Below are 14444 nucleotides of genomic sequence, written 5' to 3'. Positions count from 1 at the left end.
ATTTTTTAAATGAAAAAAGAAAAAGAAGTTAATATTTTGAAATTCAGTGATAGTTGAAACTGTTTTTAACTTCTTCTGTAGCTTCACGAACAATCTCTGCAGCATCTTTGAATTTTTTCTGCTCATAATCATTCATATGAATAGGTACAATCATTGCAATACCTTTTTTGGACAAAACAACAGGTACACCCAATGATACTCCACTGACACCTGCAATCTCACCGTTCAAATATGTAGTGACTGTCAAAATCTTATGGCTGTCAGTTATTATAGTTGAAATCAGGTTTGAAATAGCATATGAAGGACCATATTCAGTTGCTCCCTTTTTGGATATGATGGTATTTCCTGCTTTTCTAAGTCTTTTTATGAGTCTTGGAACATCCATATCAACAGACTGGATGAAATATTTCAATGGAATACCACCAATAGTAGTTGAGCTTAACAACGGAACCATATGATCACCATGTTCACCAACTACCCTCGTATGGACTTCTGAACTGTTGATGTTAATCTGATTTGCAAAATAGGCCTTCAGCCTTAGTGAATCCAAGTGATTGCCTATTCCAATTACTTTAGTCTTATCAAATCCTGATGCTTCAAGAGCAATTGTTGTCATCACGTCAACAGGATTGGTAGCTATTAAAATAATGGAATCCGGAGCATGAATAGCAATCTTTTCAGCATAGTTTCTTACAATTTCCGCATTCGGAATAGCTAAATCCATTCTAGTCATTCCTTCCTGTCTTGGAGTTCCTGCAGTAATCAGTACAATATCAGAATCATTAATATCCTCATAGTTACATGATGGAGTTAATCTACAGTCAATGTCTTCTGCAGCCAATGCATCATACATGTCAAATGTTTCACCCTTAGCCTTATCTACACTTTGAGGCCTTGAAAACAATACTATTTCATCTACAGTATCAGCCCTTGCTAAAGTGAATGCAACATTTTTCCCTATTACACCAGTTGCACCTAATATACTTACTTTTACCATAAGTTAATATTAGTTTTTAATATAAAAATAATTAACTAATAGAAAAAATTCACTGTACATTTGATAAATTAAAAATAAAATAATGAACAAAATTTTATTTTTATATCACTAAAATAATATTAGTTGAATACCAAGACATATTAATTATATATTACATAGTTTATATTAAGGAGATAATATGGATAAAAAGTATATTATTTTAATGATAGTTGCAATCGTTATCATAGCAGCTGCAGTTTCAGTATATACTACACATACAAGTGAAAGAAAGAATACTCTTGCACTGGATGATAAACAAATTGCAAACATAACAGTCAACATGAACAATTGGAGCTATGACAGCGCAAACGACATATATTACCAGCTTAACTTAAGTTACTGCAATAGAGCAAAAGCACCAGAGTATGAAACCTTATCAATTTATGTTCCGGGAAAATACTTTGATGGTGAGAAAAACACGAACGGAACATATAACTGTACAATAAATGAAAAGAACAAAGTCGCAAATTATAGTGCCAAAGATGCACCGATCGTAATACCTATCAACACACCAGGATACTCAGCACAGACTGCTCCTACATCATATAATCCCCAAGAGGTAAAAAATTATACTGATTCAGGAATCATATATGTCTATCCGGGATGCAGAGGACGTGACAATGGAGACAACTTTACAGGCGGAGCTCCATGGGGAGTAACTGATTTAAAGGCATCAATAATGTATCTTAAATTCAACAAGGATATAATTCCAGGAGACACTGAAAAAATATTCACATTCGGACATAGTGGAGGCGGTGCACAGTCCGCAATAGTCGGAAGCAGTGGAGATAATGAATTATACGAATCATACCTTGAAGCTATCGGAGCAGCAATGACAGACCAAAATGGATATGTGATATCAAGTTCAGTTTACGGTTCAATGTGCTGGTGTCCAATTACCAACCTGGATACGGCAGATGAGGGATATGAATGGTATATGGGTCAATATACCCGGTCAAACGATACATGGACTTATGAACTGTCCAAAGATTTGGCTATGAAATATGGAGAATACATCAACAAGTTAGGTCTGAAAGACCCTTCAGGAAAAACATTGACTTTAGATAAAAGCAATGATGGAATTTATACCTCAGGAAGCTATTATGACTACCAGATAAGCGTTATTGAAGAATCATTGAATAATTTCCTTGCAGATACGACATTTCCATATACACCGTCAAATGATATGAAATCTATGGGAGGTTCACCTTTAGGAAATGCTCCGACAGGTGAAATGCCAACAGGCGAAGCACCAGCAGGAGATGTTCCTAATGGAGAATTACCAGCAGGAAATATTCAAAATAATGGAACTTCAACCAACAGCAATGAAACCTACCAAACAGCTCAGGATTATATCAATTCCCTAAACAGTGATGGGGAGTGGATTGAATATGATGCAAGCAAAAATACGGTTAAGGTAAAAAGTATTGAAAGCTTTGTTAAGCATTGCAAAACACCTACCAAAGGCGTGCCTGCATTTGACGATTTAAACAGAAGCCAGGCTGAAAATTCAGTGTTTGGAAATAATAAAAGCAACACACTTCACTTTGACAGCACCATAGCTGAATTGCTTAGCTCAAACAATGACAAATATTCCAAATTAAACGGATATAATTCATCATATGCAAGTGAATATGCACACGACATCAAAGTGACAGACCAATTTAACTATACCGTTGAAGATCGTGTAAACATGTACAATCCGATGTATTATCTCTGCGATTATTATAACAGTTCAACATCAAATCCTGCAAAACACTGGAGAATAAATTCAGGAATCGAACAGGGCGATACTGCAACAACTGTTGAAAGCAATTTGGCTCTTGCTTTAAATCAAAGTGGAAAAACAGACAGTGTTGAATTGAATGTTGTCTGGGGACAAGGCCATACTCAAGCTGAAAGAAGTGGTGACGCTACTTCAAATTTCATTTCATGGATAAATAAATGTGTAAGTTAGAAAAAATCTAACTTCACAACTTTTTTTAAAATAAATATGCGATTAGGTTTCCGAATGGAACGCTAATGTATTCTTCCAAAATACCTGCAAATATCATTACCGCTAAGGCCAGAACGAATACGGCCAATGATTGATACAAAATTTTTTTATTAATTTCCAGTGAATTTGTAATTGAACCATTCGCCAAATGCTTTGAAGGCTTAAAAAAATCCTTAATGAATTTTATTATAAATAAAAATAGCAAGAATCCTGCAAAACTGTTTAGGATAGTTGATGCATCCTCAAAAAATCCATGAAGACATGTCAATTTTAAAAAAAGAAAAGGATCTCCACATGCAAGTTCAGTCGCTCTAGAAGTGATGCCGGACATTCCAATATTGAATGTCATATCATAAATTGGGCCTGCACATAAAAATATAGACCAGAAATAACTTTTAACGTTGATATAGCAGTTATTAATAATAATATACATCATGTCTTCAAATGAGTAAAATGTTTCCTGTGATAAATATTCATAATCAACCAATTCTGCAGGAGTGTATATCCAATCCGTCAGGAAGTATCCTCCAATCCAGCAGAATACACCAAATAGAATCGTGAATATTAATAAATATTTATGTTCTACAAATGCATCATTCAAATATCTGAAATATGAATCTAAAAATGACATTATTTATTAGTTTATACTTACATATATAATAAATGAATACAAATTTCTAAAGTGATAATATGGATAAAACTTATATTTTCGGACATAAAAGTCCAGATACAGATACAATCACATCAAGTTTGGTAATGTGTGAATTGGAAAAAAACCTTGGAAATGACAATGCAGTTGCATGCAGATTAGGCAATATCAATAAAGAAACTGAATTCGTCCTAAATTATTTGGATATTGAAGCTCCTGAATTAATCGAATCACTTGAAGAAGGAAGCGATGTAATTTTAGTAGATCACAACAGCCCTTCCGAATCCATTGACAATCTGAAAAACATGAATATTAAAAAAGTTGTAGACCACCACAAAATCGCACTTGAAACTTCCTACCCATTATTTTATAGAGCAGAAGCAGTGGGCTGCACTGAAACCATCTTATTCAAATTATTCAATGAGAATAATGTTGAAATCGAACCTAAAATAGCTCATTTAATGTTATCTGCAATCATATCCGACACTTTACTTTTAAAATCTCCAACAACTACAGAAGATGATAAGAAAGCTGTTAAGAAGTTAGCAGAAATTGCTGGTGTTGATTACGAAGAGTATGGTTTGGAAATGTTAAAAGCAGGAACTGACCTTTCAAGTTTTACCATTGATGAAATTTTAGCTCTTGACGCTAAGCAAATAGACTTTAAGGATGTAAAATCCATCGTTAATCAGGTCAATACTGCAAGCATTCCTGACGTCTTGGAAATGAAAGACGAACTGGAAGCAGGAATTGAAAAAATCATTGAAAAAGAGAATCTTGACTTGTTCATGCTCTTAATTACCGATATCGTCAACAGCAACTCCCAAGTCATTGTATTAGGTAAAAATGCAGATTTAGTAGAAAAAGCATATGGAGTAAAATTAGATGACAATACTGCACTTTTAGAAGGTGTAGTCTCACGTAAAAAACAAGTTGTCCCTATAATGACTGAAAATGCTTAAGTGAGTTTAAAACTCACTTAAACCTATTTTTATAAATGTTTTAATAAATCATCCTTATTTTTATAGAACTGCAAATAATCCATTATCATTGGTGGTGCCTGAAGGACAGACATTGCATTTTTCATGGACAGGTAAATTTTTTCAGCACCATTTTCAATAGCAACCCTCAGTATATCAGGAATATTCACATAACTTTCATCATCAAGTATAGCTACATTTGATGGAATTGACATGTTTTCATTAAAGCTTTCAACTGCTATAAGCAACGGCATTTTAAATTGACTAGTCAAACTATTACCAGTTAAATTCTCAATAGTTATTTCATAATTTCCATCATCTAAAATATTTCTTGTTTCCTCTTCCATCTCTTGAGGAACAACTTTCAACTCATCAGATGCCTTCACGCTTATTTTATAAATATCAATCTGACTGTCCTGACTATTAGCTACAAATAATAGTTCGCCGGAACTTAGTTCACTGGTTGAGAAAAATTTAGATACATTATTGACTGCGGGGACATCTTCATCGTCGTCTTCCGGCTCTTCAGCAAGTGAAGATTCAACAACATTTTTCTCACCATTGTCATCACCCTTAAGCAAATTAATAATTTCATCATTTTGATTAACAATTCTCTCATTAAGTTCGATTAATTTATCCAATTTATCTTCAATCATCAAATCACCACAAAAAATTTATTTTATCATAAATTAAACAGATAAGAATTGAATTATAATATGATATATAAACAATAATATAAGTTATTTGCCATTTCAAAAGAAAAAAACATATAATAATGTTTTAATAGAAAAATAATTGGTGATAAATTTTGAATAATAAGACAAAAATAATACTAATAATAGTTTTATTAGCTATTATCTGTGTTTTATTTGCATATGATTATACATCACATTCCAATTCAACAAACCATTGGGAAAATGACTTAGGTACCGTGGATAAATTTGTTTATGGAAATAATAACTCTAATACTGAACTTGTTTTGATTGCAGGAATTCATCCAAGAGAACCTCTTTCAATCGAACCGGAAATCAAGGCTGCAAAGGAATTTGCACAAAATCATGATGTCAAATTTACTGTTTATCACGTTAACGTTACTAAAGATCCTGATGTTTACCAGGCAAGCCGTGACAATGGTGAAAGCCTAGTTCATGATTATGTTGTTCCGGACATAAGCAATACAAAAGGAAAAGCAGTAATCATAAGTCATTCACATGTGGAAGGCTATGGTGAAGGATTTTATTTAGCCACACCAGCAATGGATAATGCTTCCATTGACATTTCACAAAAAATAGCAAATTCAAGTGACTTTAATTATTTCCCGACAGACACTTCAAAACCTTATAAGGCAACTTCCGCAACTCTTGTTTCAAAACCTATAGCTGATGCCGGATATCCTACATTTGTATATGAAATTCCCGAAAACATTACAGAACAAAATTCAACAGATAAAGCCATTGAATTATTTGGAATGATGTATGACCTTGTAAAAAAATAGAATTGTATTAGATTTAATCATCTATTACATGCATTTATTTTTTAATTAAAAACATCAGATATTTATAATTTCAAAAACAAATTAAAATATAATTTAAAAGGATTGTTTGCAATGTTAAGTATTAATCAATGTTATTTAGATTTCGTTAATAAAATATTAAAAGAAGGAAAAGAAACTTATAAGGATAGTAATCACCATTTAGTTGAAAGTTTAGGTAATTTCTATATTATAGATGACCCAATGGACTTGAAATTCAGAGCCAAATATCAAAATTACACAACCAAAATGATGTTGTCAGACATAAAATCCGGAAAATATGACCTAGAAGGATGTCCAATTAAAAGCGATGCCCTGTACGAATACGTTAAATCAGTTGAAGACCCAGATATTATTAACAACACTCAGGGATTCGTATATACATACCCAAACCGTATTTTTGCACATTTTGATGTAAACCAATTTGAAAGCATGAAAAAAAGAATATTAACTGCAACAGGATCAAATCGTGCAGTTGCAGTGACAATTAATCCAATAGACGATGCTGAAGCAGAAGATATACCTTGTCTTCAATTTTTACAGTGCATTGTGCGTGACAATGAATTAACTATTCACTGCATATTCAGAAGCAATGATATCTATGGTGCATTCTACTCCAATATGTTTTTCATAGCATATATGGGCTTAAAAATGAAAGAGGAACTTAATGAAGAGATAATAGGTGAAAAATTAAACTTCGGAGGAATCCATTACCATTCTACATCCGGCCACATTTATAATACTGACTTAAAAGCAGCCCGTAAATTAATAGCTAACAACAAATAGCTATTAAACTCTTTTTTAAAAAAAAACAAAAAATTAGGTTATTTTTAACCTAATATATTGTAACAGTATTTGCTAAGTTCAATCCATTGTATGATGAAGTAATAATGTATTTTCCCGCTTGCAGATTAATGTTTAAACTGGCAACACCATTAGCATTGGTAATTCTTTCATAAAATACACCGTTAATATTAAATTTGATTACCTGATTTGCATATAATCTACCGTTGCCGTCCAAAAGTGTTACTGTAAACTGAGATGAAGTCCCATATCTTTTAATAAGATCATTGGCTTTTAAAATATTCAATACCGTGATTTTATTAGATACTCTTGATTCATCATATTCTGCAGTTATAATATAAGTATCTGGTCCCAAATTAATATTAAGACTTGCAACACCCTCCGAATTGGTTACACGTTGGTAAAATACTCCATTAATATTGAATGTAACTGTTTTTCCAACCTCCGCATTACCTGATTTGGATAAAACTTTAACACTATATCTTGAAGCGTTGCGATAATATTTTACCAAATCATGGTTTTCTACAAGTCTTGGAAGTATTTTAACAATACTGGTTGCCATTTCAGATGTAGATGGATTTGTTACAGTCAAAATATAAGTATTTGGCACAAGATTCAGGTTTAATTTTACTATGCCCTGATTATTAGTGGTTTTTTCATAGATTACTCCATTAATATTCATTTTAACAACAGTATTTTTCACAGAATTGCCGTTCTTATCCAAAATTGTTGCATAAAATTGTGTATCATTGCGATAATATTTAGTTACATCATCGGCTATGACTGTGGATTTTACTTCAATAGTGACAGACTTGCTTGAAGAAGCATGTTTGACTACTGCAACATATTTTCCAGAGTTCAAATTAATTGCAATTGATGAATAACCATTCTGATTTGTGGTCTTTGAATAGTCAATGCCCTGGAGGGAAAATGTAACAGTATTATTTGCTAAAGGACGACCATTACTGTCATACAAATAAGCACCCAATCTGGTTCCATCCTTATAATACATAACAATATCCTTTGCAACTAATGAAAAATCATCGCCAGTAACTATAAATTTATCATTAATACTTATTGGATTATACTTATCATCACCAGAGTATGTTAAAATTCCTTTATAACTTCCTACGGACAATTTTGAAGGAATAGTGAATCTTGTAACTCCATTGTTAACATACACAGAATAAACACTTCCTCCAACATTCAATAATCCATTAAATGCAACATCTGATGTTATTACTGCAACATTACTTGATCCATATGTCGCATCTCCAATAGATAATGTGACTGAAATTGTGTTTTTTTCAACAATTATTTTTGAATTGGTTGAACTGGACAGATAATTATTTCCTGAAAATGTTGAAAGCAAATTATAAGTTCCCGATTTATCAAATGAAGTGATGAATGTTGCAACACCATTACTCACACCAACAGTTGTTGACTTTGAGTTTACAATAAAATTAACAGTTCCACTGTTTACCAAATTATTATTGGAATCAACAACGCGAGCAACAATGCTTACGCTTTTACCAGCGCCGGCTGTAACATCACTAACAGTTATTTTGGATGAACTTATTCTATCCTTAACTGTTATAGTTGATTTTGCAGATGATGAAGAATAAGAATTGCCTGTATAAACTGCAGTTACTCCAAATAATCCTGATTTTGAAAATGATGTTGTTAAAGTTGCTTTTCCATTTGAAACACCAATATTCGTGGTTTTTCCATCAACTGTGAAGCTGACAGTCCCTCCATTAATCGGATTATTGCTGGAATCTGTGACTGTTGCTACAATATTTACATAATTTCCAACATTCACTTCCATATTAGTCAATGTTATTTTTGAGGAAGGCATATCAGAAACTTCCACCCTTATTGAAGTTGTTGAAGAAAGATAGTTACTACCCTCAAAAGATAAATAAACCGTTGAGCTGCGCGGAAGAACAGTATTTAAAACAGCCTGCCCTCTAGTTACATCAACCACTGATTTTTCTCCGTTAATATTGAAAGTGACTTTACCTGATGAAACCAGATTATTATTTGCGTCCCTAACAACAGCAATGATTCTTACATTATTGTTAGTTACTGTACTCGTAGCAGTTATTTTAGATGATAAAACACCTTGAGTTATAGTTATTGTTGATTTGGTACTTGAAGAGCCATAATGAGAAGCCTTGAATGTGGCTGTGATATCATAGCTTCCGGCCTTATCATAGGAAGTTGTAAATACGGCAACACCATTATTTACATTAACAGTTTGGCTCCTGCCGTTAGTTGTGAATGTGACAGTACCTGTGTTCAGTTTATTATTGTTTGAATCAAGAACAGTTGCAGTTATCCTGACATTTTCGCCTGCCCTAACTGAATTGAATGCCAAAGAAATCTTTGTTGATGAATAAATCTCTTCAACAGTTACTGTAGATGAGACCGATGAAGGATTATAGTGTAGGCCGTGGTATGTTGCCTTAACGTTATATGTACCTTCATTTGAAAATCTGTAATTGAACGTGGCTTTTCCATCATTGACATCAACAACATACTCATTTCCATCAATATTGAATGTTACACTGCCCAATGTAACCCTATTGTTATGGGCATCCAAGACATTAGCTTCAAGGGTAACAATTTTTCCAGATTCTATTGAATAATCAGGCATTGAAATAACAGTGTTTAATGTTTCCAGAGTTGTAAATGCCTTAATACATGCTACTTGAGAATGTGCTGACCCTAATTTCAATTCATATAAATCTGTCCAAGTTTTTCCATCATAGCTGATATAGGACATTCCTTTATCATAGATGTACTTATTTGTATATTTGCTTTCTGAAATAGGAATGCTTACAATATCCTTTGTTGTTAATTTAACGACGATTTCAAAAACGTCTCCGGTATATAATGGAATGAACTTATCCAATTTATAAGTATAATATCCTTCAGGTGAAACACCATTCTGGGAGAACTTGAGTTCATTGTTTACATAAACCTGTACCTGATAATCACTTTCATCATTGATATATGATGAAAATGCGGCCAGCAGTTCGTTATCAGTGGCTTTGAAAACGTTTTTATACCAAACAGTATTTTTTCCAGTTGCCAAAAAGTCAGTGAGTCCAATAACATCATATTGATAATTCTTATCCAAATCAATGGTATTGTTAAATATGAATGTATAAGCAGAGTGCAATTTGCCTATTTCTGCAAGTTTTGTATCATAATATGAAACATAGAAGTATCCATTGTTTCCCCAGTTAGGTCCCCAGCTATTTTTACAAATCCAAGCTCCATTTCCTTGAGGAACATTATTAAAATTATATCTTGAGTATGTATCATCCCATCCGACAATTGTGACTGCATGATTGGTAATCTGATTTCCATTATAATAATAGGAAGCCTTATTCTTATTCAAATATGCATCATCATTATATAATCCGCTTGCAACGGCACCGTATTTCATGATAGCCTTTTTTATATCAGCATTATCTGTATAGGACTTTCTGGATAATGAAAGGACATCCTGAATATGGAATTTTGAATGAAGAACAGGGGATAATGTGGAATGGTCATCGAATTCATCTTCAGATTCAAACACTGGCCCTAACCAACTTGTCAGATATCCAAGTGCCATTGTATCAAAACCGCCCTTATTCGTTTCCATGTTCCATCCATAATCAGAATAAAGGCTGATTAAATTTTTCATGTTTTCTTCAGATAAATCATAAGTAACACCAGTAGCCTTTAAAAGGCATGATTCCAATGCTGCAATTGCTGAAAATGCCCAGCAGTCCCCACTTGTTTCCTGGTCTTTAACTGGAGTGACTAAACCATAATTAACCAGATTATAATATGAAGGAATGTATGATATTTCCTCACGGATATGGTCGCTTACAATCATAGTATAATTTCCATCTCCAAGCCATAAATTAATATTGTGTGTTACATACAAATCGTTACTTTCCTGTGCTTTGTTATTTGCATAGTAGTTGCCTGCATTGGATGGAATTATATTTAAAATAGAATATATTCCTCCACCACAGACATCAGCAGTGTTGGAAATGAAAAGTGAAGTGGTAATATAGTGTGAAGTAGCGTTATCCAAAAATATTGCTCCACCATTTTTTCCATGATTATTTCTAAAATCACAGTCATTTACAAAGAATTTACCATATAATGAGTAAATGGCTCCGCCCCTATATGAAGCCCTATTGCCTGTGAATTTTGAATTTGAAATTGTAGTGTTTGCACCTAAATCACAAATTGCACCACCAAATTGACCATAACAATTGATAAAATTAGAATTGGATATTTTTACATCAGCATATCTGAAATAAATTGCACCACCAGAATCCTTAATGGATTTGTCGTTAATAAAATCAGAATCATAAATTTCAATTTTTGAGTTTGCACCTGCGGCAATTGCGCCCCCATAATTATAAGCAGTGTTTGATTCAAAGGTGGTGTTGATAATTTTTAAATGGCCATAAGTCATGTAAAGTGCTCCGCCGTACATGGCAGAGTTGTTTTTAAAAATACAGTTCGTCAAGTATAAATACGGATCATAATGCTCCCCAGGGTTATAGATAGCTCCCCCAAAAGAGTTATTATACTGATCATGTACATTTGCCTTCGCATCTTCTATGCAAACATTTCTAATGTCAATTGTTCCATGGTTTATAATGTTAACTCCGGACAATGTCAAATCAGACAAATAAAAATGCTTTATTGTTAATGCATGATGGCTTGTTATGAATGTCTTGTCCATTCCCGCACCATAAACAGTTAAATTATTGTATTGGGCTGAAATAGTTGTATCTAAAAAGTAATCTCCTTTTGCCAAATGAATAATTGCATCATTTCTAATATACTGTTGTTTAAATTGATTATAGGGATTGCCTTTTGAACCATCACCACCACTTGGAGCGGAAACATCAAAATAAATATCATTTGATTTGGAACTAGTTAAAACAATCTCTTCTTCTTCAATTACTCGAGAGGTAATATTATCACCTTCTTCTAACTCAAAAGCTATGGAAGAAGGAATTAAAACAATAAATAATAAGAATATTGCAATAATTATCAGCGAAAAATTGAATTTATTAAACAATTTAAAGCCTCCATTTTTTCAAATATTAATTATACATTTATTATTCATAGTATAAAAAGTAGTAGTATTAAATTTTAATCTAAAAATGTATTAAAAAACTTAATTTAATCTAAAAAAACATTTAAACAAGCTTAAATATGAACAATATCCATAATAACCAAGTTATAAATAGAAAATAGAAGGAATAATTATAAAAATAAAAAAATATGATGAAAATGATAAAAAATTTAAAAAAAAGTGAATGAAAAATTAAATTGAATATTTGGAATAATTTTGTGCCCTCAATTTAACATCACAATATTTTTCATCGACAAGCAGTTTTCCATCCTTAAAGACAGTGCGAAGAATGTCATCACCCTCATCATCAATTGAAATTGTTTTAAAAGAACCATCATCTTCAATAAGTTTAAATCTACCTGTTTTAGATTTCTTACTGGAGTCCAACGGATTTTTAAAGATGTCAAACCATTGACCATCCCTCAATTGTGCAGAACATTTGAAGGCGTTGCGCTGAGTATCACGATTAACAGAGCTGTGAAGCCCTCCGCCCATACCAAAGATAATATTTTCAGCAGCCCATCCATTGGATTTCATTGCAAAGAGAATATCTCTAATCTTGTGATAGTTAAGGCCATCTCCCCACAAAAGGCCAATGTTAGCATCAAACACCTTATATCCACTTTCAGTGTCATAGCTTCCAAAACCACTTTCCAATATGTTCAAACAGTCAATGGTTGTAGATACAGGCTCACCGCTATCCGGCCTGAAGACAACCTTATTGCCGTCGACGGATAAAAATTTCAAGATTGCATCATTCAGTTCGCTTCCTTCAGTTGATGCCTGTATCAGGAAGTTTCTATAGTCATAGCTGTCAATAACCATGGAAAGAATACCGTTCTTTGCATTTTCAATGACATTCAATGCCTGCTGAATTTCACCATCCTGACCCAAGGAGGTCATGACGCTGTGTTCTGTTGCCTGAACTGAAAATCCATATACTTCTGAGTCATTATAATAATTTTCAGGTATCGTTAATGCAGGAATTGTGTCAGTACCTGAAAAACTCAGTAAATGAGCGGATCCACAAAGCATTGATGATTCTGTTGATGTTGCTCCACGATAACCGAAATCATGCAACATGAAATCCAGATTGCTTTTATCTGAACCCGTAACATCCAAATAGAAATTGGCCAATTTTCTTACCTCAGCAGATAATGTAGCAATGGTGGATGGATACCATACCTGCAACAGCAATGACTCAAGATAATTCACTAGCCAGTAACATTTATCGTCAGTATTTTCAACTGTCATCAATACATTGCCCACATCAACAGGAGTTCCCTCAGGAACAGCCTTGATTTCAATAGGAAGCATTCCATCAAATTCGTCCAATATGTACTGCCAGCCTTCGCGGTTAAAAATACCTTCTCCAAGATGAGTCTGCATAAGATTATCAGCTTCGTCAATCTTTTCCTGACTTACAACTTTACCTTTCAAATACTTTTTGATTATGTACTGAAGCCCATAGAATATAGTTTTATTAAACTCAGCTCCAACTCTACTTTCAAGGTAAGAATATATCTTTTTTGTACCTTTTGGATAGAAGTAGTGATGGGTTATCTTATAGGAATCAGTCAATAAACAGATATTATTCTCTATCATATTATCAACTTTTTGAATATACTTTTAGTCAATAGTATGATATATAATTTATGAAAAAAAGAAAAATTAGATTACTTGTAACTTTCATCTAATTTTCTGTAGTATGATTGCGGATGATCACACATCGGACATGTTTCCGGTGCGGTTTTGGAATAGTGCAAATTACCGCAGTTTCCACATTTCCAGACAATTTCATCAGGTTTTTCAAACACACAATCATTTTTAATATTTTTAACAAAGGATTTGTAGATTCGCTCATGTGACCTTTCGATTGCTGCAGTTAACTCAAAAAGATGAGCAATATCACTGAAGCCTTCCTTTTTAGCGTCATGAGCAAAATTCATATACATATCAGACCATTCATACTCTTCAGTTTCAATAGCCTCATCAAGGTTGGATAAAGTATCATTAACTTCACCACCATGCAATAGCTTGAACCATACCTTTGCATGTTCTTTTTCATTATCTGAAGCTTCTTTGAAAATTTCAGATAATTGAACGTATCCGTCTTTTTTTGCCTTGCTTGAGTAAAACTCATATTTTACACGGGCAAGTGCCTCTCCCTGAAGAGCCTTTAAAAGATTTTTTTCAGTTTTACTGCCTTCTAAATTTACAGTCATATTAATCACCTGTAAATTAAAAAGGCTTTTTTATTGTATTTAAGCATTTGGTGACGGTTTGG

At 33.1% G+C, this 14444-nt stretch carries 10 protein-coding genes; 4 read left to right on the top strand and 6 right to left on the bottom strand.

Annotated elements, in window-relative coordinates; all coding sequences use genetic code 11:
- Positions 1-43: 43 nt before the first annotated feature.
- Positions 44-997, bottom strand: a complete 954-nt coding sequence (locus tag SM9_RS05085) for a malate dehydrogenase (protein WP_058739106.1) — start codon at positions 995-997, stop codon at positions 44-46.
- A gap of 178 nt (positions 998-1175) precedes the next feature.
- On the opposite strand from SM9_RS05085, the gene SM9_RS05080 reads away from it, so the two are divergent.
- The gene (locus tag SM9_RS05080) at positions 1176-2993 is read left to right on the top strand and encodes a subtype A tannase (protein WP_058739105.1); all 1818 of its coding nucleotides are present in this window, start codon (positions 1176-1178) and stop codon (positions 2991-2993) included.
- 25 nt (positions 2994-3018) lie between these two features.
- Here the strand turns inward: SM9_RS05080 and SM9_RS05075 are convergent, their stop codons facing one another.
- Positions 3019-3663, bottom strand: coding sequence for a stage II sporulation protein M (locus tag SM9_RS05075; RefSeq protein ID WP_058739104.1), 645 nt, complete (start codon positions 3661-3663; stop codon positions 3019-3021).
- Positions 3664-3722: 59 nt separating this feature from the next.
- On the opposite strand from SM9_RS05075, the gene SM9_RS05070 reads away from it, so the two are divergent.
- A complete protein-coding gene (locus SM9_RS05070; protein ID WP_058739103.1) occupies positions 3723-4643 on the top strand; it encodes a manganese-dependent inorganic pyrophosphatase in 921 nt (306 codons plus the stop codon).
- A 29-nt stretch (positions 4644-4672) separates the two neighbouring features.
- Here SM9_RS05070 and SM9_RS05065 read toward each other — a convergent pair whose 3' ends face one another.
- Positions 4673-5317 (bottom strand): hypothetical protein, encoded by a 645-nt coding sequence (locus SM9_RS05065; RefSeq protein WP_058739102.1) that lies wholly within the window; start codon positions 5315-5317, stop codon positions 4673-4675.
- A 152-nt stretch (positions 5318-5469) separates the two neighbouring features.
- On the opposite strand from SM9_RS05065, the gene SM9_RS05060 reads away from it, so the two are divergent.
- Together SM9_RS05060 and SM9_RS05055 are read left to right on the top strand one after the other, a co-directional pair.
- Positions 5470-6156, top strand: coding sequence for a hypothetical protein (locus SM9_RS05060; RefSeq protein WP_058739101.1), 687 nt, complete (start codon positions 5470-5472; stop codon positions 6154-6156).
- Between the two features lie 111 nt (positions 6157-6267).
- A complete protein-coding gene (locus SM9_RS05055) occupies positions 6268-6978 on the top strand; it encodes a thymidylate synthase family protein (protein ID WP_058739100.1) in 711 nt (236 codons plus the stop codon).
- Positions 6979-7027: 49 nt separating this feature from the next.
- Here SM9_RS05055 and SM9_RS05050 read toward each other — a convergent pair whose 3' ends face one another.
- From SM9_RS05050 to rbr, 3 genes are all read right to left on the bottom strand, one after another.
- Positions 7028-12100, bottom strand: coding sequence for an Ig-like domain repeat protein (locus SM9_RS05050; protein WP_058739099.1), 5073 nt, complete (start codon positions 12098-12100; stop codon positions 7028-7030).
- Between the two features lie 249 nt (positions 12101-12349).
- Positions 12350-13762, bottom strand: coding sequence for a nicotinate phosphoribosyltransferase (locus SM9_RS05045; protein WP_058739098.1), 1413 nt, complete (start codon positions 13760-13762; stop codon positions 12350-12352).
- A 71-nt stretch (positions 13763-13833) separates the two neighbouring features.
- Complete coding sequence (gene rbr, locus SM9_RS05040; protein WP_058739097.1) at positions 13834-14382, bottom strand: rubrerythrin; 549 nt, start codon at positions 14380-14382, stop codon at positions 13834-13836.
- Between the last annotated feature and the right edge of the window lie 62 nt (positions 14383-14444).

The sequence above is a fragment of the Methanobrevibacter millerae genome, assembly GCF_001477655.1.
GTDB lineage: Archaea > Methanobacteriota > Methanobacteria > Methanobacteriales > Methanobacteriaceae > Methanocatella > Methanocatella millerae_A.
Note: the sequence above shows the minus strand (reverse complement) of the source record. Positions and strands in the feature narration are given on the sequence as shown.